This is a genomic window from Rhodococcus sp. SMB37 (genome assembly GCF_004345605.1).
In the GTDB taxonomy this organism is placed as follows: Bacteria; Actinomycetota; Actinomycetes; order Mycobacteriales; family Mycobacteriaceae; genus Rhodococcus.
The window spans coordinates 215,424-233,475 of sequence record NZ_SLVY01000004.1; the positions used below are offsets into that span (position 1 = coordinate 215,424).

11 protein-coding genes are annotated in these 18,052 nt (G+C 66.5%); 4 read left to right on the forward strand and 7 right to left on the reverse strand.

The annotated features are described in order from the left end of the window. The first annotated feature begins 54 nt into the window (after window positions 1–54). From recC to EV641_RS08825, 4 genes are all read left to right on the forward strand, one after another. Window positions 55–3,369 (forward strand): exodeoxyribonuclease V subunit gamma, encoded by a 3,315-nt coding sequence (recC, locus tag EV641_RS08810; protein WP_132471517.1) that lies wholly within the window; start codon window positions 55–57, stop codon window positions 3,367–3,369. Then, window positions 3,369–6,683 carry a UvrD-helicase domain-containing protein gene (locus EV641_RS08815; RefSeq protein WP_199233189.1) on the forward strand — a complete coding sequence of 1,105 codons (3,315 nt, stop codon included), beginning with the start codon at window positions 3,369–3,371 and terminating at the stop codon, window positions 6,681–6,683. The genes recC and EV641_RS08815 overlap by 1 nt, the downstream gene beginning before the upstream one ends. Then, complete coding sequence (gene recD, locus EV641_RS08820) at window positions 6,680–8,560, forward strand: exodeoxyribonuclease V subunit alpha (RefSeq protein WP_132471519.1); 1,881 nt, start codon at window positions 6,680–6,682, stop codon at window positions 8,558–8,560. Before EV641_RS08815 ends, recD begins: the two co-directional genes overlap by 4 nt. Window positions 8,561–8,644: 84 nt before the next feature. Further along, window positions 8,645–10,078 (forward strand): lipase maturation factor family protein, encoded by a 1,434-nt coding sequence (locus EV641_RS08825; protein ID WP_132471646.1) that lies wholly within the window; start codon window positions 8,645–8,647, stop codon window positions 10,076–10,078. A 24-nt stretch (window positions 10,079–10,102) separates the two neighbouring features. On the opposite strand, the gene EV641_RS08830 is transcribed toward EV641_RS08825, so the two are convergent. From EV641_RS08830 to EV641_RS08860, 7 genes are all read right to left on the reverse strand, one after another. Continuing rightward, window positions 10,103–10,687, reverse strand: a complete 585-nt coding sequence (locus EV641_RS08830) for a hypothetical protein (protein ID WP_132471520.1) — start codon at window positions 10,685–10,687, stop codon at window positions 10,103–10,105. Next, window positions 10,684–11,865 carry an NAD(P)/FAD-dependent oxidoreductase gene (locus EV641_RS08835; protein WP_132471521.1) on the reverse strand — a complete coding sequence of 394 codons (1,182 nt, stop codon included), beginning with the start codon at window positions 11,863–11,865 and terminating at the stop codon, window positions 10,684–10,686. The genes EV641_RS08830 and EV641_RS08835 overlap by 4 nt, the downstream gene beginning before the upstream one ends. Window positions 11,866–11,965: 100 nt before the next feature. After that, a complete protein-coding gene (locus EV641_RS08840; protein WP_241996977.1) occupies window positions 11,966–13,597 on the reverse strand; it encodes a response regulator transcription factor in 1,632 nt (543 codons plus the stop codon). A 79-nt stretch (window positions 13,598–13,676) separates the two neighbouring features. Beyond that, window positions 13,677–14,759: an ABC transporter ATP-binding protein gene (locus EV641_RS08845; protein WP_132471522.1), complete on the reverse strand. Its 1,083-nt coding sequence runs from the start codon at window positions 14,757–14,759 to the stop codon at window positions 13,677–13,679. Between the two features lie 57 nt (window positions 14,760–14,816). Then, window positions 14,817–15,707, reverse strand: coding sequence for a carbohydrate ABC transporter permease (locus EV641_RS08850; RefSeq protein WP_132471523.1), 891 nt, complete (start codon window positions 15,705–15,707; stop codon window positions 14,817–14,819). Beyond that, window positions 15,704–16,633, reverse strand: a complete 930-nt coding sequence (locus tag EV641_RS08855; protein WP_132471648.1) for a sugar ABC transporter permease — start codon at window positions 16,631–16,633, stop codon at window positions 15,704–15,706. The genes EV641_RS08850 and EV641_RS08855 overlap by 4 nt, the downstream gene beginning before the upstream one ends. A 32-nt stretch (window positions 16,634–16,665) precedes the next feature. Continuing rightward, window positions 16,666–18,051, reverse strand: coding sequence for a sugar ABC transporter substrate-binding protein (locus EV641_RS08860; RefSeq protein ID WP_132471524.1), 1,386 nt, complete (start codon window positions 18,049–18,051; stop codon window positions 16,666–16,668). Window position 18,052: the final 1 nt, after the last annotated feature.

Here is an 18,052-nt window from a genome sequence, read left to right on the forward strand (position 1 = left end):
TCGGTGTGGTAAGCCGTAGCCGACGGATCGAACGACCCATGAGGGGGCCCACGCGTGCTCAGACTGCATCGTGCCGAGCGCACCGATACCTTGGCCGATGCACTCGCCGAACTTCTGTCCACCCCGCCCGCCGACCCGTTCGCTCGCGAGGTTGTCGCGGTACCGGCTCGCGGTGTAGAGCGGTGGCTCACACAGCGGCTGTCCACGGTGCTCGGTGCTGTCGCCGGCGACGGCATCGCCGCGAACATCGCCTTTCCTTCGCCGTCCCGCCTCGTCGACGACGCGTTGTCCGCGGCCGCGGGTACCACCCCAGACGATGATCCCTGGCATCCGTCGCGCGTGCTGTGGGCGCTGCTCGACGTCATCGACGAGAGTCTCGGCCGCCCGTGGTGTGCGGCGCTGACACGGCACCTCGGCCACGGCACCGACGACCACCGGGCCGGACGTCGCTATGCCACCGCCGAACACGTCCGCGACCTCCTGCGCAGCTACGGGCAGCAACGGCCACGCATGCTCACCGACTGGGCTGCCGGGCACGACACCGACGGCACCGGGGCCCCGCTCGACGAGCACCTGCGGTGGCAGGCCGAACTGTGGCGCCGCCTGCGCGACCGCATCGGTGTCGACAGCCCCGCTCAGAGGCTCGACGAGATGTGCCAGCGGCTGCGCGCAGAGCCCGACATCGTCGACCTGCCGGATCGGCTGTCGCTGTTCGGGCCGACCCGTCTCAACCGGGTCCAACTCGAGGTGCTGGCTGCGCTGGGCGCCCGCCGAGACGTCCACCTGTGGCTGCCGCATGCGAGCCCTCGGATGTGGGCCGACCTCTCGGTCTGCGAGCCGGTCTTACGGCGTGCGGACGATCGCAGCGTCGATCTGGTCGGCCATCCCCTTCTCGCCGCGCTTGCCCGCGACGTCCGCGAACTCCAGGGCAGGCTGTCCGGGCTCGGTGCGGTCGAGGTACAACACGAGGTGCCCGCGCCCCCCGACACTCTGCTCGGCAGGGTCCAGGCCGACATCCGGGCAGACCGCACTCCGGAGGCGGCGTCCGCCGAGGCCGACGGCACTGTGCAGATCCACGCGTGCCACGGGCCGACCCGCCAGGTCGAAGTGCTGCGCGAATGCCTCCTGCACCTGTTCGAGGATGATCCGACGCTCGAGCCTCGCGAGGTCATCGTCATGTGCCCGGATGTCGACACCTACGCTCCGCTCGTCGCGGCGTCGTTCGGCCAGGACATCGGTGGACATCCGGGGCACGGTCTGAGGGTCCGGCTCGCCGATCGCGGACTGCGCCGCACCAACCCGGTGCTGTCCGTCGTCGCGGCACTCCTCGAACTCGCGGATGCGCGGGTCACGGCGAGCGATGCACTCGACCTCGCCGCGTCGGCACCCGTGAGGCGCATGTTCTCGTTCGACGACGACGATCTCGAGCGGCTGCAGGAATGGACCGCCGAATCAGGTGCTCGCTGGGGGCTGGGCAAGCGTCAGCGCAGCGCGTTCGGACTCGCGGACTTCCCGCAGAACACTTTCGGCACGGCACTGGACCGGGTCCTGCTCGGCGTCACCGCCGACGGTTCCGGTAGTGAATGGCTCGCCCTCGCTATGCCGCTCGACGACGTCGAGAGCAACGACATCGACCTCGCCGGGCGATTCGCCGAATACGTCGATCGGCTCGACAAGGCGTTGTGGGTTCTGCGTCGGCCCCAGGATGCAGGGCAGTGGGCTGAGGCGCTCACGCACGCACTCGACCTGCTGGTGGATGTTCCCGCTGCCGACGCATGGCAACGCGCGCAAGCACATCGCGAGATCGGTGCTGCCGTCGAACACAGCGGAGATGCCGAGCTGCGACTGGCCGATGTGCGGGCGATGCTCGCCGGTCGATTGGCCGGCCGTCCCACCCGGGCGAACTTCCGCACCGGCGAACTGACGGTGTGCACCATGGTGCCGATGCGCTCGGTGCCGCATCGGGTGGTGGTGTTGCTCGGACTCGACGACGATGTCTTTCCCCGCAGCGCTCACATCGACGGTGACGACGTGCTCACCCAGAATCCCCTCGTCGGCGAGCGCGACCCTCGTAGCGAAGACCGGCAGTTGTTGCTCGACGCGATCATGTCGGCGGGCGAGAAGGTGCTGCTGTTCTACACGGGCGCGGATCCGGTCACGGGGGCATCGCGGCCGCCCGCGATTCCGCTCAGCGAGGTGCGCGATGTGGTCGCCACGATGATCGGCGTCGCAGACGCCGACGCGAATCCGGTGGTCCGCCATCACCCGCTACAGCCTTTCGATGCTCGGAACTTCCTGCCCGATGCGCCCTTCAGTTTCGACGAGACGGCGCTCGCCGGTGCCCGCGCGGCGCAGAACCTGGTCACGGTGGAAGCGACCCCCGCCCTCGCACAGGTGCATCTCGTGCCGTCACCGAACCACTCGCCCCGGTCCGAGCAGCGAGCCGATCTCGACCTCGCCGACCTCGTGTCGTATCTCGTGCATCCTGCTCAGGGATTTCTGCGGCAACGGCTCGGTATCCGGATTCCCGAACTCGACGAAGGCACGGCCGACGCGCTCGACATCGATCTCGACCCGTTGGCTCGCTGGAACCTCGGCGACCGGATGCTCGAATCCCGGCTCGGCGGTGTCTCCGCAGCAGACTTCCGGGCTGCGGAGTGGCGCCGCGGGACGCTCCCGCCGTACGCGCTCGGTGAGAGCGCACTCGACGACGTCACCCATGCGGTCGAAACTCTCGTCTCCGCGTGCGCACCCGTGCACAGTGGTCGGCCCACCACCGTCGATACGATGGTCGATCTCGGAAACGGACGACGCCTCACCGGCACGGTCGGCGGGGTCCACGGCAACGTGATCGCGCGTAGCGTCTTCTCGAAATTGGCTGCCAAGCACCGGATCACCGCATGGGTCCAGCTCTTGGCCGTCGCTGCCTCCGGTCATGACGGGAGGTGGCAGGCCGTGACCACCGGCCGCGGCCGCGGTCGGATGCCGGCGTGGCGTTCGACGATGGTCGCGCCCGACAACGCCCACGAACTGCTCCTGCAACTCGTCGATCTCCGCGACCGAGGTGTGGGTGCGGTGCTGCCGATGACGACCGGGGCGGCCGCGGCGTATGCGGAGCAGCGCGCCCGCGGTGGCTCCGTCGACATGGCACTCGACTCCGCCGGCAACGAGTTCGGTGGAAAGTTCGGAGACGGGAAGGACCGCCACGTGCAGTACCTGTACGGCAGCGGCGTCGGGTTCGGCGATCTCACCGCAGCAGAACCGCTCGCCGACGAACACACCTGGTTCGACGACCCGACCAGGTTCGGTGTGCTGTCACGCCGGTTGTGGGAACCGCTGCTGGCGTCGGAGAAGCAGGGGCGTCCGTGATGGGGAGTGGGATCGTGTCCGAACAGGCAAGAAGCTCGGCCGTGACCGGTTTCGACCTCCTGGGGGAGCTTCCGTCGGGGACGACGGTCCTCGAGGCGTCGGCCGGGACCGGGAAGACCTACGCGATCGTGGGCCTCGCGACCCGGTATGTCGCCGAAGACATCGCCGATCTGTCCGAACTACTGCTCGTGACGTTCAGCCGTGCAGCCACGCAGGAACTTCGGGAACGGACCCGCGCTCGCTTCGCCGAGGTGGTCGATGCCCTCGCCGATCCGGAGGCCGCCGCGGCCGGAAGCGACCGACTGATCCGGTATCTGGCCGCTCACGACGTAGAGAACCGCCGTACCCGCCTACGGCAGGCCCTGTCTGATTTCGACGCCGCGACCATCGCCACGACGCACGGGTTCTGCCAGCGGATGCTCGACGAGCTCGGCATCGCCGGCGAGCGCGAACCCCACGTCACGGTGGTCGAAGACGTCGAGGACCTCACGATCGAGGTCATCGCCGACATCTACCTGCGTCGGTACGGGCGAATCGAGCCACCCATCTCCTATGTGGAGGCCAGGGTCGCCGCCCGCGCGGCGATCTTCGACCAGCAGGCGGCGCTCGCTCCTGCGAGTGCCGACGGAACCCCGGCGGGGGAGCGTGTCGAATTCGCGCAGGAGGTGCGTGCCGAGGTCGAACGCCGGAAGCGGACGACGGGGCTGCGTGACTTCGACGACCAGCTCGCGTTGCTGCACCGTGTGCTGAGCGATCCCGAGCACGGCGCGGCTGCATGCCGGCGGATCCGAGCCCGGTTCGGCGTCGTCCTCGTCGACGAATTCCAGGACACGGACCCCAAGCAGTGGGAGATCCTCCACCGGGCGTTCCACGGCCACAGCACTCTGGTGCTGGTCGGCGATCCGAAGCAGGCGATCTACGCCTTCCGCGGTGCCGAAGTGCTGAGCTACCTCGATGCGGTGAACACCTCCGATGCGCACCGCGAACTCACCACCAACTGGCGCAGCGACGCCGACCTGATCACCGCGCTCGATCATGTGTACGGCGGTGCAGCACTGGGTGATCCGAGAATCGCCGTGCACCGGGTCGACGCCGCCCGCGACGGAACGCGCCTTGCCGGGACGGCTCCGGTGCGGCTGCGTCACCTGCCGCGCACGGGCGCCGGACCACTGGGCAAGTCGGGGTACCCGACGGTTGGGCCCCTGCGAGCCAACGTGGCGCGCGACGTCGCGGCCGATGTGGTGGCGCTGCTCGACAGCAATACAACCATCGAACGAGGCGGGCATCCGGAGCGGGTGGAACCCGGCCACATCGCGATTCTCGTGCGGACGCACGCGCAGGTGTCCCTCGTGTACGAGGAGCTGCAACGGACGGGTGTGCCGTGCGTCCTCGCCGGCGGGACGAGCGTGTTCACCACCCCCGCCGCCCAGCAGTGGCTGTGGACCTTGCAGGCGCTCGAGCAACCGCACCGCACGGATCGGGTGCGTCTCGCAGCGCTGACCCCGCTGCTCGGATACACCGCGGAGGATCTCGTGGCGCGCGGCGACGAACTGGTCGCGCAGGTCGGTGGGGTGCTCCGCGATCTCGCGTTGGTGTTCGCGCAGTCCGGATTCGCGGCCTTGTTCGAACGTCTCGCCACGGTGGGCGAACTCGAGGCGCGCCTGCTCCGAACAGTGTCGGGGGAGCGGCAGCTGACCGACCTGCGGCACATCGCGGAGCTGCTCGACGATGCGGCCACGTCCGACTCGTTCGGCATTGCGGCGCTGACGCGATGGTTCGAAGACCGGATGAACGATCCAGGACGCGGCAGCTCCGACCGCAGTCGTCGCCTCGACAGCGACGACGCTGCCGTGCAGATCCTCACGGTGCACGGCAGCAAGGGGCTGGAGTTTCCGGTCGTCTACGTGCCGTACGCATGGGATGCCGCCAAGAACCCGAACCCCGACACACTGCTGTTGCACGAGGACGGCCGCCGGATCCTCGACGTCGGCGGTGAGGGCAGCCCGGGCTACGGCGAGCGGCGCCGCACCCACGAGGCAGAGGAAGCGGGTGAAGAACTGCGCCTTCTGTACGTGGCACTGACCCGTGCTTGCTGTCAGGTCACTCTGTGGTGGGCGCCGTCCTACGGCACCGCCTGCTCGCCGCTGCACCGAGTGTTGTTCGCGCGTAACCCCGGCAGTGCCGAGGTTGCGCCCGCAGCGGGCATTCCCGCCGATTCGGTGATGGCCGAACAGTTTGCGTCGTGGGCGAAGGCCACCGGCGGTCTGATCTCCGTGGAAGCCACCGGAATCGTCGGCAAGAAGGAGATCACCTGGTCGAAGCCGCAGCAGGACGAAACATCCCTGGTCGCTGCACGGTTCACCCGCGTGCTCGACGGCGCGTGGCGGCGCACCTCGTATTCGGCGCTCACCGCATCGGCGCACGACGGTGTCGGCGTCGGCAGCGAGGTCGAAGAACCGGAGAAGGACGACGAGCCGGAGGAGCCGCCGTTGGCGACGCCCGACCCCGCGGCGGAGGGGATCCCATCGACCATGAACCACCTTCCCGGAGGCACGGTCTTCGGCACCCTTGTCCACGCCGTGTTCGAAATCGTCGACACTTCCGCCGTCGACCTCGAAGGCGAACTCACCGCATGCTGTCGCGACGTGGTGGCTCAGCGACTGTCCGACATCGATCCCGACGAGCTCGCGCAAGCGCTACTGCCCGTCCTGCACACCCCGCTCGGCCCACTCGCGCGCACGCTGGCGGACTTCCCACCGAAGGACAGGCTCGCGGAACTCGACTTCGAGTTGCCGCTCGCGGGAGGTGACGAACCCGCTGCCGTGACCGTCACCCTGGGACAGGTTTCCGACCTGCTCCGACGTCACCTCACACCCGATGATCCGCTGTTCGAGTACGCCGATCACGTGCGTACCCTCGAGCCGGTGCCGCTGCGCGGATACCTCACGGGCAGCATCGATGCCGTCCTGCGCGTCGACGGGCCGCAGTTCGTCGTCGTCGACTACAAGACGAACCGGCTCGCTCCCGGTGAGCTGACCACGGGCCACTACACCCGCGACGCGATGGCAGCGGAGATGATCCGTGCCCACTATCCGATGCAGGCGCTTCTGTATTCGGTTGCGCTGCACCGATACCTGCGGTGGCGCATGCCTGGGTACGATCCGGAGACTCATCTCGGTGGGTCGCAGTACCTGTTCGTTCGCGGTATGGCCGGACCGGGCAGTCCCCCCGGCAGCGGCGTGTTCGACTGGACGCCGCCCGCCGCGCTCGTCACCGACCTGTCGGATCTGCTCGCCGGAAGGGCACTGCCGTGATCGAAGCCCGAATTGCGCAGCGGGGCAAAGGCGCCCTGCGCGAGTTCAACGAGGCGGGGGTACTGGCCGCTGCCGACGTCCACGTTGCGCTGCGACTTGCGAACCTCGGAGGCGAACCGAACGCCGACGTGCACCTGGCCACTGCCCTCGCCGTTCGTGCCGTGCGCTCCGGTTCGGTGTGCCTCGACCTGACGCGGCTGCGCGACGTCACCGTCAACGAGGACGAGGACGGAAACCCGGTGGTCGACCCGGAGTCGTTGCCGTGGCCACACGACGGCGAGGTCCTCGGCGCCCTGCAGCGCAGTCCGCTCGTCATCGGCGGCGACCGCGGGTCGCTGCGACCGCTGCGCCTCGTCGACACCGACGAAGGGCCGTTGCTGTACCTCGACCGGTATTTCCGGCAGGAACAGACGATCCGGGAGGTCCTCGCCGCACGCGGCGACGGCTTCCCGACGGTCGACGACGACCGGCTCACCGTCGCACTCGACGAGTTGTTCCGCGACCAGTCCGACCGCACGAAGCCGTCCCCGGCGCCCGATCGTCAACGTGTTGCGGCTGCGCTTGCCGCCACGCACCGCACCACCGTGATCGCCGGCGGCCCGGGAACCGGAAAAACACACACCGTCGCGCGGATTCTCGCATTGCTCGAGACGATGGAAGGCCCTGGTCTACGCATCGGACTGGCGGCACCCACCGGTAAGGCTGCGGCACGTCTGCAGGAATCTGTACGCGAGCAGGAGTCGGTGCTGCCGTTGCCACCGGGGCTCACTGCCATGACGCTGCACCGCATGCTGGGCTGGCAACGCGGCCGCACCCGTTTCCGCTACCACGCCGACAATCACCTGCCGTACGACGTCATCGTCGTCGACGAGACCTCGATGGTGTCGCTGACAATGATGTGCCGACTGCTCGAAGCGGTCCGTCCCGATACGCGCCTCGTTCTGGTCGGCGACCCCGACCAGCTTGCCTCCGTCGACGCCGGTGCTGTGCTCGCCGACCTGATCGCGCGGCCGGTCTCCGGCGACGTCAACCCGGTGTTCATCAAGGCCGCGGCGCGCGACCTCGAGGCCTCCGACGATCCGGACGAGGCCGCCTTCAGGCCTGTCGAACACGACCGCTTGCGGGGCGGAATCGTGCGGTTGAGCCGCGGTCGCCGATTCGGCGGTGAGATCGCGCGGCTGGCGGTTGCGGTGCGTGACGGCGACGGCGACAAGGCCATGGAGATCCTGAACAGTGACGCGCCGGAGGTCTCGTTCCACCGGCCCGACGACGTCGAGTCGCTGCGCCGTGATGTTGTGGGCTCGGCCCAGGAGGTCACCGCAGCCGCTCTGACCGGCGACATCCACGCAGTTCTCGAACAGTTCGAGACCCACCGTCTACTGTGCGCGCACCGCGACGGCCCGTACGGAGTGCAGCGGTGGGCGCGGCAGGCCATGGAATGGATCGGTGCATCGACGGGTCGCCGGCTCGATCCCGAGCGGTGGTATCCGGGGCAGCCGCTGCTGGTCACGGCCAACGACCACGAGGCCCGCATCTACAACGGCGACACCGGTGTCGTCGTGCGCCGCGACGACGGTGAACTCGTCGCCGCCTTTGCACGCGGCGAGCAGCCGTTCGTGCTTCATCCGAGCCAACTGTCGGCGGTGCAGACCGTGTACGCGATGACGATCCACCGCAGCCAGGGCAGCCAGTACGGCACCGTGTCGGTGATCCTCCCCGACGAACGATCCTCCCTGCTCACCCGCGAACTGCTGTACACCGCGATCACACGTGCGCGGTCCAAGGTGCGGATCGTGGGGACGGAAGCAGCGGTGCGTGCGGGAGTGGAGCGTCAGGTGCTGCGAGCCAGCGGGTTGCGGCGCGAGATCCGGGTCTGACTCTCCGGTCGCCATCAGGCGTGCCATCCTGGAGTGAGACTGCACTCGGCCGACGCTGCGGACCGTCGGCGGGGAGCGACGACTGTGCACTGGTTGGATGCGGACGGATACGTGATCGGGCGACTGTTGGTCACCCGAGGTCTCGCTGCGCTGTATTTGGTGGCGTTCCTGGCCGCTCTGCTGCAGTTTCGTGCACTGATCGGCGAACGGGGAATGCTGCCGGTACCCGACTTCGTCCGCCGACGGTCGTTCCGCTCGGCGCCGAGTGTGTTCCACTGGCGGTTCACCGATCGCACGTTCGCAGTGGTGGCGATCGTCGGTGTCCTCCTGGCGGCGCTGACCCTCGTGGGTGTCACCGAGCGCCTGCCCCTGGTGGCCTGCATGCTCGTGTGGTTCACGCTGTGGGTGCTGTACCTGTCGATCGTCAATGTGGGACAGGTCTGGTACGCGTTCGGGTGGGAATCACTACTGCTCGAAGCCGGAGTGCTCGCGATCTTCCTCGGTAACGCGCAGACCGCACCGCAGTTCCTGGTGCTGATCATGCTGCGCTGGTTGCTGTTCCGGGTCGAATTCGGGGCGGGCCTGATCAAGTGGCGCGGCGACCGCTGCTGGCGTGACCTGACATGCCTGTACTACCACCACGAGACCCAGCCGATGCCCGGCCCGCTGAGCCGATGGTTCCACCGGCTGCCGCGTCCGCTGCATCGGATGGAAGTGGCCGGCAACCATGTGACACAACTCGTGGTTCCGTTCGGATTGTTCCTGCCGCAGCCGGGCGCGGGAATCGCCGCCGGAATCATGATCGTGACGCAGCTGTGGCTGGTGCTCAGCGGCAATTTCGCGTGGTTGAACTGGGTCACCATCGTGCTGGCACTCTCCGTGTTACCCGACAGTTTCTATGCCGCTCTCGCCACCGCGAACCACGATTTCGCTCCGACGCCTGAGCCGTTCACCGCGGCGGTTCTTGCGCTGACCGCCGTGGTCGCCGCTCTCAGCTATCGGCCCGTACGGAACTTGGTGTCGACGAGGCAGCAGATGAACGCGTCGTACAACCCGTGGCATTTCGTCAACACCTACGGTGCGTTCGGTAGCATCACTCGCACCCGTAGGGAGGTGATCGTCGAGGGCACCACCGATGCTGTGGTCACCCCGGCGAGCCAGTGGCACGAGTACGAGTTCAAGGGCAAACCCGGTGATGTGTTCCGCCGGCCTCGCCAATGCGCGCCCTACCATCGACGACTCGACTGGATGATGTGGTTCGCCGCGATCTCCCGGGACTACGCCGTCGGTTGGTTCCCGCGGTTCGCGGCGCGGCTCCTCGACAACGACCCCGACACCCTGCGGCTGTTGCGACACAACCCGTTTCCCGATGCGCCACCCGCCCTGGTACGCGCTCGTGTGTTCCACTACCGGTACACCACGCCTACCGAGCATCGCGCGACCGGAGCGTGGTGGGTCCGTACACCGGAAGGCAACTTCATGCTGCCGGTGTCGCGGCAGGACCTTGCGGGTTTCTGAATTCACCCACGACGACTCAGCGATTCACCACAGTTCGTAGTCGTCGGCGGACACGGTGAATCCGTGGGCGTCCGACTCGCACGTGACACCGGTGCTTTCGTCGATAGTGCAGGTGAACACGCTGATCTTCAACGCTTCCCCGTACGGGAGGACCTGTGCGGTCCGGTTCGGATCCATGAACGCGATATCGCCGATGTTACTGAATTGACCCTCTCCGGATGATTCCACGATCACGACGTTCGCCGGCACCGTCACATCCGCCGCTCCGCTGCCCGGTACGCGGGGCGCACTCGACGGCATGGTGCCCTGGCAGCCCGCGACCGGGTCGGTGTGAGTGAGGATCGCGCACTCGAACTTCCCGCTCTCGGACAGGAAGTAATACACGCCGGGCTGCGAGCCCGCGTACTCCGCGGGATCTACCTGAACCGGTGCCTTCGTCGTGGTGGCGGCCGTTGTCGTGGTCGTCGGTGCGGCCGATGTCGTCTGCGCAGCGGTCGCGGTCGGGTCGGCGGCGGTGGCCTCCCCCGAAACGGTGTCGCCGCAGGCTGTGACGGTGACGAGCGCTGCGGCGAGTGCGATGAACGATGCGGTGGTGCCCCGGCTGATCATGCCGGGAGCATAGCGACCCGTTCAGCCTGGTGTGTCATCAGATGCTGGACCACGAACTGCGCATCGGCGCCGGCCCCGCCGACAAACATGGACCGGAACGACGACTGGAATGCCAGACCGGTGAAGTACAGACCAGGGGCATCCGGGACCACCCCGCGCTGTTCGAGCGGCCAGCCGTCCTCACCGATGACGGGGAGGTCGATCCAGCTGTAGTCCTGATGGAACCCTGTGCACCAGACGATGTTTGTCGCGTCGACGAGCCGGTCGTCACCGAGAACCGCTCGACCGCCGCGGACTCCGGTCATACGGTCGGTGACGCGCTCGACGCCGGCGGCAGTGAGATCCGTCCGCTTGACGCGCAGCGCCGGTGCGCCGTGAAGCCGTCCGTGATTTCGGAGCTTTCTCCCGAGTGGAGTCCGCAGCGACATGACATGTCCCCACACGAACCAGAGGATGGGAAAGAGCACACGCATCCGACGGGATTCCAGCGGAACCGGAATCTGCCCGGTGTCGCGCCCACATAGGATGGTGCGGTGTGTGCTCGCGACTTCGAATGCGATGTCGCAGCCCGAATGCGAGGCGCCCACCACGAGAACAGGACCGTCCTGCAACTGTCCGGGGTTGCGGTATTCGCTCGAGTGCAGCTGGAGGATCGACGGGTCGAGTTCGTGCCCGAAATCGGGGACGGCCGGGGCCCGCCCGAAGGTGCCGGTGGCCACCACGACATTGTGTGCCACGAACTGCACTGCACCGCAGTTGACGAGGTACCGATCGTCGGACGGCATCGACGATGTTGTTTTCGGCAATGCCGTCACACGGTGTACTCGTGTGGAGGTGCGCACCGGCAGGCCGAAAGTCTCGGCGTAGGTTTCCAGGTAGTTCGCTACCTGATCCTTTCCGGGGAACGAATCGGGCTCCGCGGGAAACTTCAGACCGGGCAGACTATCGCGACCGGCCGGGCTGTACAGCCGAAGCGAATCCCAATGGCAACGCCAGTTGTCGCCGAGGCGTGGGTTCGCGTCGAGGATCACGAACCGTCGGCCATGTCGGGCGAGGTGGTATCCGGTGGCCAGGCCGGCTTGTCCCGCTCCGATGATGACGGTGTCGACCGTGTCGGCGGTGTGGGCAGTGTCGGTTTGCGCGGCTGCGCCGGTCGAGGGAAGCGGTGTAGTAGTCATGTTTCGACGGTATGAGCGGGACAGATGCCGCTGCATCGGGCTATGTGTGTAGATGCGTCCCCCGCAGCATGGGTAATTCTGTGTAGGGAACCTGTGTCCTTCACACGAGGTGGTGCTCGTACGCGTACGCGGTGGCGGCCGAACGCGACGAGACGCCGAGCTTGCCGAAGATGTTGCTCAGGTGACGGGCGACCGTCTTCTCGCTGAGGACCAGGCTCTCGGCGATCTCGCGGTTGGTTCTGCCCGCGGCGACCACTCTCAGCACCTCGACCTCGCGCGCGGTCAGTCCGGCGGGCGTCGACGGGCGCGGATCGTATTGACGGAGCTGCCGTAGATCCGGCGCCGCCCCGAGTTCTCGAAAGAGCATCGCGGCCGACTCGAACTCGATCTGCGCGGTGTCCTGGTCGCCGAGCGCGTCGCAGCAGCGTCCCTGCAGCACCCGGACATGTGCGCATGCATAGGGAGCGTCGAGTTCCTGCCACAGTCGCCACGCGGTTCGGAGCCGGTCGAGCGCCCGCCGGGGTTCGCCCTCTTCCAACAGTACGGCACCGAACGCGTGCGCGGTCATGGCGGTGAGCGCTGTCGACTCGGCTTGGGATGCCACCGCTTCGAGTTCTTCGGCGAAGCGACGTGCGCTCCCGACGTTGCCCTCTGCGAGCGCCACGTCGACGGCGGCCTCGAGCATTCGCGGGCGATACAGGGACGTCGACTCGGACAGTGCGCGATCGATTCCGGCGCGAGCACTGTCGAGGTCACCTTGTGCAAGCCGCAGCCGTGCCAGACCCGGATGAACCTCGTGTCCGGCAAGTGCTGCGCGACGATACGCGGCGTCGGCGGCAGAGAACTCACCGCGCACTCGGTGCAGTTCGGCGAGCTCGTAGTGGGCCATGCCGATCGCAGGATTGGCGACCGGTTCGGACAGTCTGCGGCACGCGAGCCGCACCTGCTCCATGGCGTCCTGCCATGCACCGTGGAGATGCAGCATCTCGGCCTGGTGGACGAGACATTGGCCGTGGAACGGCACGAGGTCGGGCTGAGCATCACACCAGTCACCGAGAGCGCGCGTCCACTCGGCGGCGCGGCGGAGCTGATAGGTCTCGTGGCAGGTGATGATCACGGCGCAGTACAGGATCCCGGTTGCGATGGGGGAGACCTCGCCGGTCGTCACCGAAACCATGGTCTCGTCGAGCACTGCCAGACCGGCACGGGCGTCGCCGAGCAGAATCCGTGCCTGACCGACGCCGACACCGCTGAGCGCAATGAGGTCGCGATGCCCGCACTCCACACCGACTTCGCGCGCTGCGGTAAGAGTGGGAAGGGCCGACTCCGGATCGCCTCCGAGCAAGGTTCCGATGGCCTGAGGCACCGTGAGGAGTGCTCGGACCGACCGGACGGCGTCTGTCGGCGGTTCGCCGTCGAGGGCGCGTCGGGCGCGTGCGAGCCACCCCGAGGCGCGTGCGGAGTCTCCCGAGCTCGACAGGATGTAGGCCAACCAGAATGTGCTCTGGCCTGCGGCAGGTCGATCGTCGACGTGTTCGACGACGGCGCGCTCGAGCAAGCGGATGCACTCGTCGTCGTTGCCGGTCAGGTATGCGCACTGCGCAGCGCGATCGAGATCGTCTGCTCCGAGCGGCCGGAGTTCGTCGGCCGCTCGAAAATGTGCGGCCGCATCAGCCCACATGCGATCTCGGAATGCGAGGTGTGCTCGCTCGAACGCGTCGGTAGCGTCCATCCGAGCTCCCATCGCCCATGGTCGCCGGAAAGCTGTCAGGTCCGAATTCTACGCGGATATACCGCGGCGATCACCAAGGTCAGTCGCCCACCCGCTCCCCGGTCTCGGGATGGAACAGGTGCACGGTGCCCTCGCGCTTGCGCAGATGGATTGTGTCCGCCAAACGGGCAGGGGTGCGGGTCAGCGAGCGCGCGACGATCTGATTTCCACTACCGGGTACCCGCGTGTGCACGTACGATTCGCTGCCGAGCTCTTCTACGAGTTCGACTACGGCCTCCACACCCGCACCCTCGGTGATCTCGAAATCTTCGGGTCGGATACCCGCCGTCACCGATGTGATGCCTGCCGAGTGGAGACTGGTGATCCGATCGCGCTCTACGGGGATCACAGTGTTGCCCACGAGAACTCCGTTGTCGGTGACGGTCGCGGGCAGCAGGTTCATTGCGGGGGAGCCGATGAACCCCGCCACGAATGCATTCGCGGGGCGATCGTAGAGTTCGGTGGGCGACGAGAACTGCTGCAGCTGCCCCCTCTTCAGCACCGCCACGCGGTCACCCATCGTCATCGCTTCGACCTGGTCGTGGGTGACGTACACGGTGGTGGTGCCCAGGCGACGCTGGAGGGCGGCGATCTGCGTGCGGGTCTGCACACGCAACTTCGCATCGAGATTCGACAGCGGCTCGTCCATGCAGAACACCTGCGGTTCACGGACGATTGCGCGGCCCATTGCGACACGCTGGCGTTGACCGCCGGACAGCTTGGCGGGTTTGCGATCCAGGTATTCGGTGAGGTCGAGGACCTTGGCGGCCTCCTCGACCTTCCGTCGACGTTCCTCGGCGCCGATCCCGCGCATCTTGAGAGCGAAGCCCATGTTCTCGGCGACAGTCTTGTTCGGGTACAGCGCGTAGTTCTGGAACACCATCGCGATGTCACGGTCCTTGGGCGGCACGTCGGTCATGTCGACGCCGCCGATGGAGATCGAGCCTTCGTCGATGTCCTCGAGGCCGGCGAGCATGCGCAGCGCGGTGCTCTTGCCGGACCCGGACGGTCCGACGAGGACGACGAACTCGCCGTCCTCGATGTCGAGGTTCAGCGAGTCGACGGCAAGCGAGTCGGAGCTCTCGTAGATGCACGAGGCGTTCCGGTAGGTGATCTCGGCCATGATGGAAACCCTTCGTATCAGCAGTGGTTCGAGTGAGGCGGTGCTTCTCGACGTCGGTTATTTGATGGCGCCGAAGGACAGGCCGCGCACGAGCTTGTTCTGTGCGACCCATCCGGCGAGGACGACGGGCAGAGCTGCCATGGTTGCCGCAGCCGACAACTGCGCCCAGTACAGTCCTTCGCCGGTGATGAAGCCGACCATGAACACCGGAATTGTCTGCGCTTGAACAGCAGTGAGGTTGACGGCGAAGAAGAACTCGTTCCACGAGAAGATCACGCAGATGAGCGCGGTCGCGGCGATGCCGGGGGAGACGAGCGGGAGGATCACCTCGCGCACGGAGGTCCACAGACTCGCGCCGTCCATGCTGGCGGCCTCGAGCAGTTCGCCCGGGACCTCGAGGAAGAACGACCGCATCATCCACACTGCGATGGGCAGGTTCATCGCTGTGTACAGGATGATCAGAGCCCAGATATTGTCGAGCAGCCCGATATTCGCGACGATCACATACAGCGGGATGATCGCGGCGACGATGGGCAGCATCTTGGTGCTGATGAAGAAGAACAGTGCATCCTGGGTCCTGCGGACCGGGCGCAACGACAACGCGAACGCCGCGGGAACTCCGAGCAGGAGCACGAACACGGTCGAGACGATGGTGGCGAACGCCGAATTGAGCAGTGCCGTGCTCGCACCGGTCTCGAACACCGACCGGAATTGGTCGAGGGTCGGTGTGAAGAAGAACTTCGGTGGATCGGAGTAGGCGTCCGACTCCTGCTTGAACGCGGTGAGCACCATCCAGAACACCGGGAAGAAGAAGCCGATCGCGGCGATCCACGCGATGACACCCCACGGGTTCATCTTGCGATTCTTGCGTTTGCGTACCGTCCGTGTGGTTTCCCCGGGCGGCAGCGTGGTGTCCGATGCCTTCGGACCCGCAGCTGTGGTACTCATGCTGCTTCCTCCTTACCGGTGAACGACTTGAAGATCAGGCGCAGAGCGAAGGTCGCGATGACGATCGTGGCGATCACGACGACCACGCCCATCGCCGCGGCCTGACCGATGTCGAAACCGAGGAACGCGCGCTGGTAGATGTAGAACGGTAGGTTCGCGCTCGCGGTGCCTGGCCCGCCTTGCGTCATCATGTAGATCGCGTCGAATGTGTTGATGAGATAGATGGCGCCGAGTACGGTGCCCAGTTCGATGAATCTGCGCAGGTGCGGGAGGGTCAGCTCCCGGAACAGTGAGAATGCGCTCGCGCCGTCGACGCGGCCGGCCTCGAGAATGTCGCGCGGCATGGACTGCAGTCCGGCGAGGATCAGCAGCATCATGAACGGGGTCCACTGCCAGATCAGGGCGACCATCACGGTGGGCAGCGGGTATCTACTGATCCAGTCGACTTCGCCGACGCCGAACGGCGACAACACCCAGTTCACGATGCCGAAAATGGGGTCGAACATCGAGGTCTTCCAGACCAATGCTGCTGCTACCGGTGTGACCAGGAACGGCGTGATCAGCAGGGTGCGGACGATTCCGCGTCCGAGGAAGGCACGGTCGAGCAGCAGTGCGAGCAGCAGACCGAGTATCACCGAGATCAGTACGGTTCCGACGATGAGGATCACCGTATTGAGTGCCACCTGCCAGAACTGACTGTCCTGGAAGACGTCCACGTAGTTCTGGAGCCCGACGAACCGGCGCGAGCCGGGATTGACGAGGTTCCAGGACTGGGTGGAGTAGAAGAGGGTGAACAGGAACGGTATCTGCGTCACCACGATCATGAAGATCAGCGCGGGCAGCAGTGGACCGCGCAGTCGCCATCCTTCGGCGCGGGAGACCTTCTCGTCTTTCGCTGCTTTGACACGGCGGATGCGTTCGGCCATATCCGGTGTCGGTTGAGGCACCTCGAGGGCAGTCACTGCGATTCCTCCCGATACGTTGCGCCGACGGCTTCGGCGTACTTCTGGGCTTGATCGAGCGCTTCGGCGACGGTTTGACGGCCGGCGATGGCAGCGCTGATCTGTTGGCTCACCCGGGTGCCGAGGTCCTGGAATTCGGGTATCGCCAAGAACTGGATTCCGGTGTAGGGGACCGGGTCGACCGTGGGGTTCGCTTGGTCGGCGCCCTCGATGGACTCGAGGGTGATGGGCCCGTACGCCTGCGAGGCCTCCTCGTATTCGGGGATCTCGTACGTCGAGAGGCGGCTACCGGGGGGAACACGCTCCCACCCGAGTTCTTCACCGACCAGGCGCATGTAGTTCTGATCGGTCATCCACGAGATGAACTTCCATGCGTCGTCGGCGTTCTCACTGCTCTCCGGGATGCCGAGCGACCAGGTGTACAGCCAGCCGGACGGATCCTTCTCCATGACGGGTGCGGGGGCATATCCGATCTTGCCGACGACATTGCTCGAGGACGGGTCTTCCAGAGTCGAGACCGCGGAGGTCGAGTCGTACCACATCGCGACACGGCCCTGCGCGAGTTGCGTGGCGCATTCGGTGAACCCGCTGGTCGCAGCGCCGGGCTGGCCGTAGGTGCGTACGAGGTCGACGTAGAATTCGACGGCACGCTGCACCTCGGGCGAGTTGAGCTGGGCGTTCCAGTCCTCGTCGAACCAGCGGCCACCGAAGGTGTTGATCACGGTGTCGAGCGGTGCCAGCAGTTCGCCCCAACCGGGCTTGCCGCGGAGGCAGATCCCGTTGATGTCGGGTCCGTCGAGTTGTGCTGCGGCGTCTGCGACCTCGGTCCACGTCGGTGGATCGGACAGGGTGATCCCGGCCTCCTCGAACAGGTCCTGTCGGTACATCAGGAAGGACGACTCGCCGTAGAACGGCACCGAGTACATGTCGCCGTCGTACGAGAGTGCCTCGCGCAGAGACGGAATGAAGTCGTCCTGGTCGTATCCCTCGGTGGCTTCGATGAAGGGGCCAAGGTTGGTCAGCCATCCGTATTCCGCCCACTGCGGCGTTTCGTAGTTGCTGATCATCACCACGTCGAATTCTCCGCCTCCCATGGCGGTGGATGCGGTGATCTTGGCGCGGGCTTCGTTCTCCGACAGGGTGACGAAGCGGAGATCGATGTCCGGATTCTCCGCCTCGAATTGCGACGCGAGCGAACGTGCGTCCGTCATCTGGGAATTGGACACCATCGCGATGGTGACGGTCCGGTCGGATGCGCCGAGGGATCCGGCTCCGGCGCAGCCGGAGAGCGCCAGGCACAGCGCTCCGGCTCCGGCTCCGGCTACCAGCTTTCCGGTGAAACTGAGAGTGCGGGTACTGCTTCCGGGTGGTTGCACGGCCATC

What these genes read in the sequence shown, in the direction of transcription:
- EV641_RS08815 (WP_199233189.1), top strand. Translation starts at nt 3,369, where the DNA reads ATGGGGAGTGGGATCGTGTCCGAACAGGCAAGAAGCTCGGCCGTGACC.
- EV641_RS08830 (WP_132471520.1), bottom strand. Translation starts at nt 10,687, where the DNA reads ATGATCAGCCGGGGCACCACCGCATCGTTCATCGCACTCGCCGCAGCG.
- EV641_RS08835 (WP_132471521.1), bottom strand. Translation starts at nt 11,865, where the DNA reads ATGACTACTACACCGCTTCCCTCGACCGGCGCAGCCGCGCAAACCGAC.
- EV641_RS08840 (WP_241996977.1), bottom strand. Translation starts at nt 13,597, where the DNA reads ATGGACGCTACCGACGCGTTCGAGCGAGCACACCTCGCATTCCGAGAT.
- EV641_RS08845 (WP_132471522.1), bottom strand. Translation starts at nt 14,759, where the DNA reads ATGGCCGAGATCACCTACCGGAACGCCTCGTGCATCTACGAGAGCTCC.
- EV641_RS08850 (WP_132471523.1), bottom strand. Translation starts at nt 15,707, where the DNA reads ATGAGTACCACAGCTGCGGGTCCGAAGGCATCGGACACCACGCTGCCG.
- EV641_RS08855 (WP_132471648.1), bottom strand. Translation starts at nt 16,633, where the DNA reads ATGGCCGAACGCATCCGCCGTGTCAAAGCAGCGAAAGACGAGAAGGTC.
- EV641_RS08860 (WP_132471524.1), bottom strand. Translation starts at nt 18,051, where the DNA reads ATGGCCGTGCAACCACCCGGAAGCAGTACCCGCACTCTCAGTTTCACC.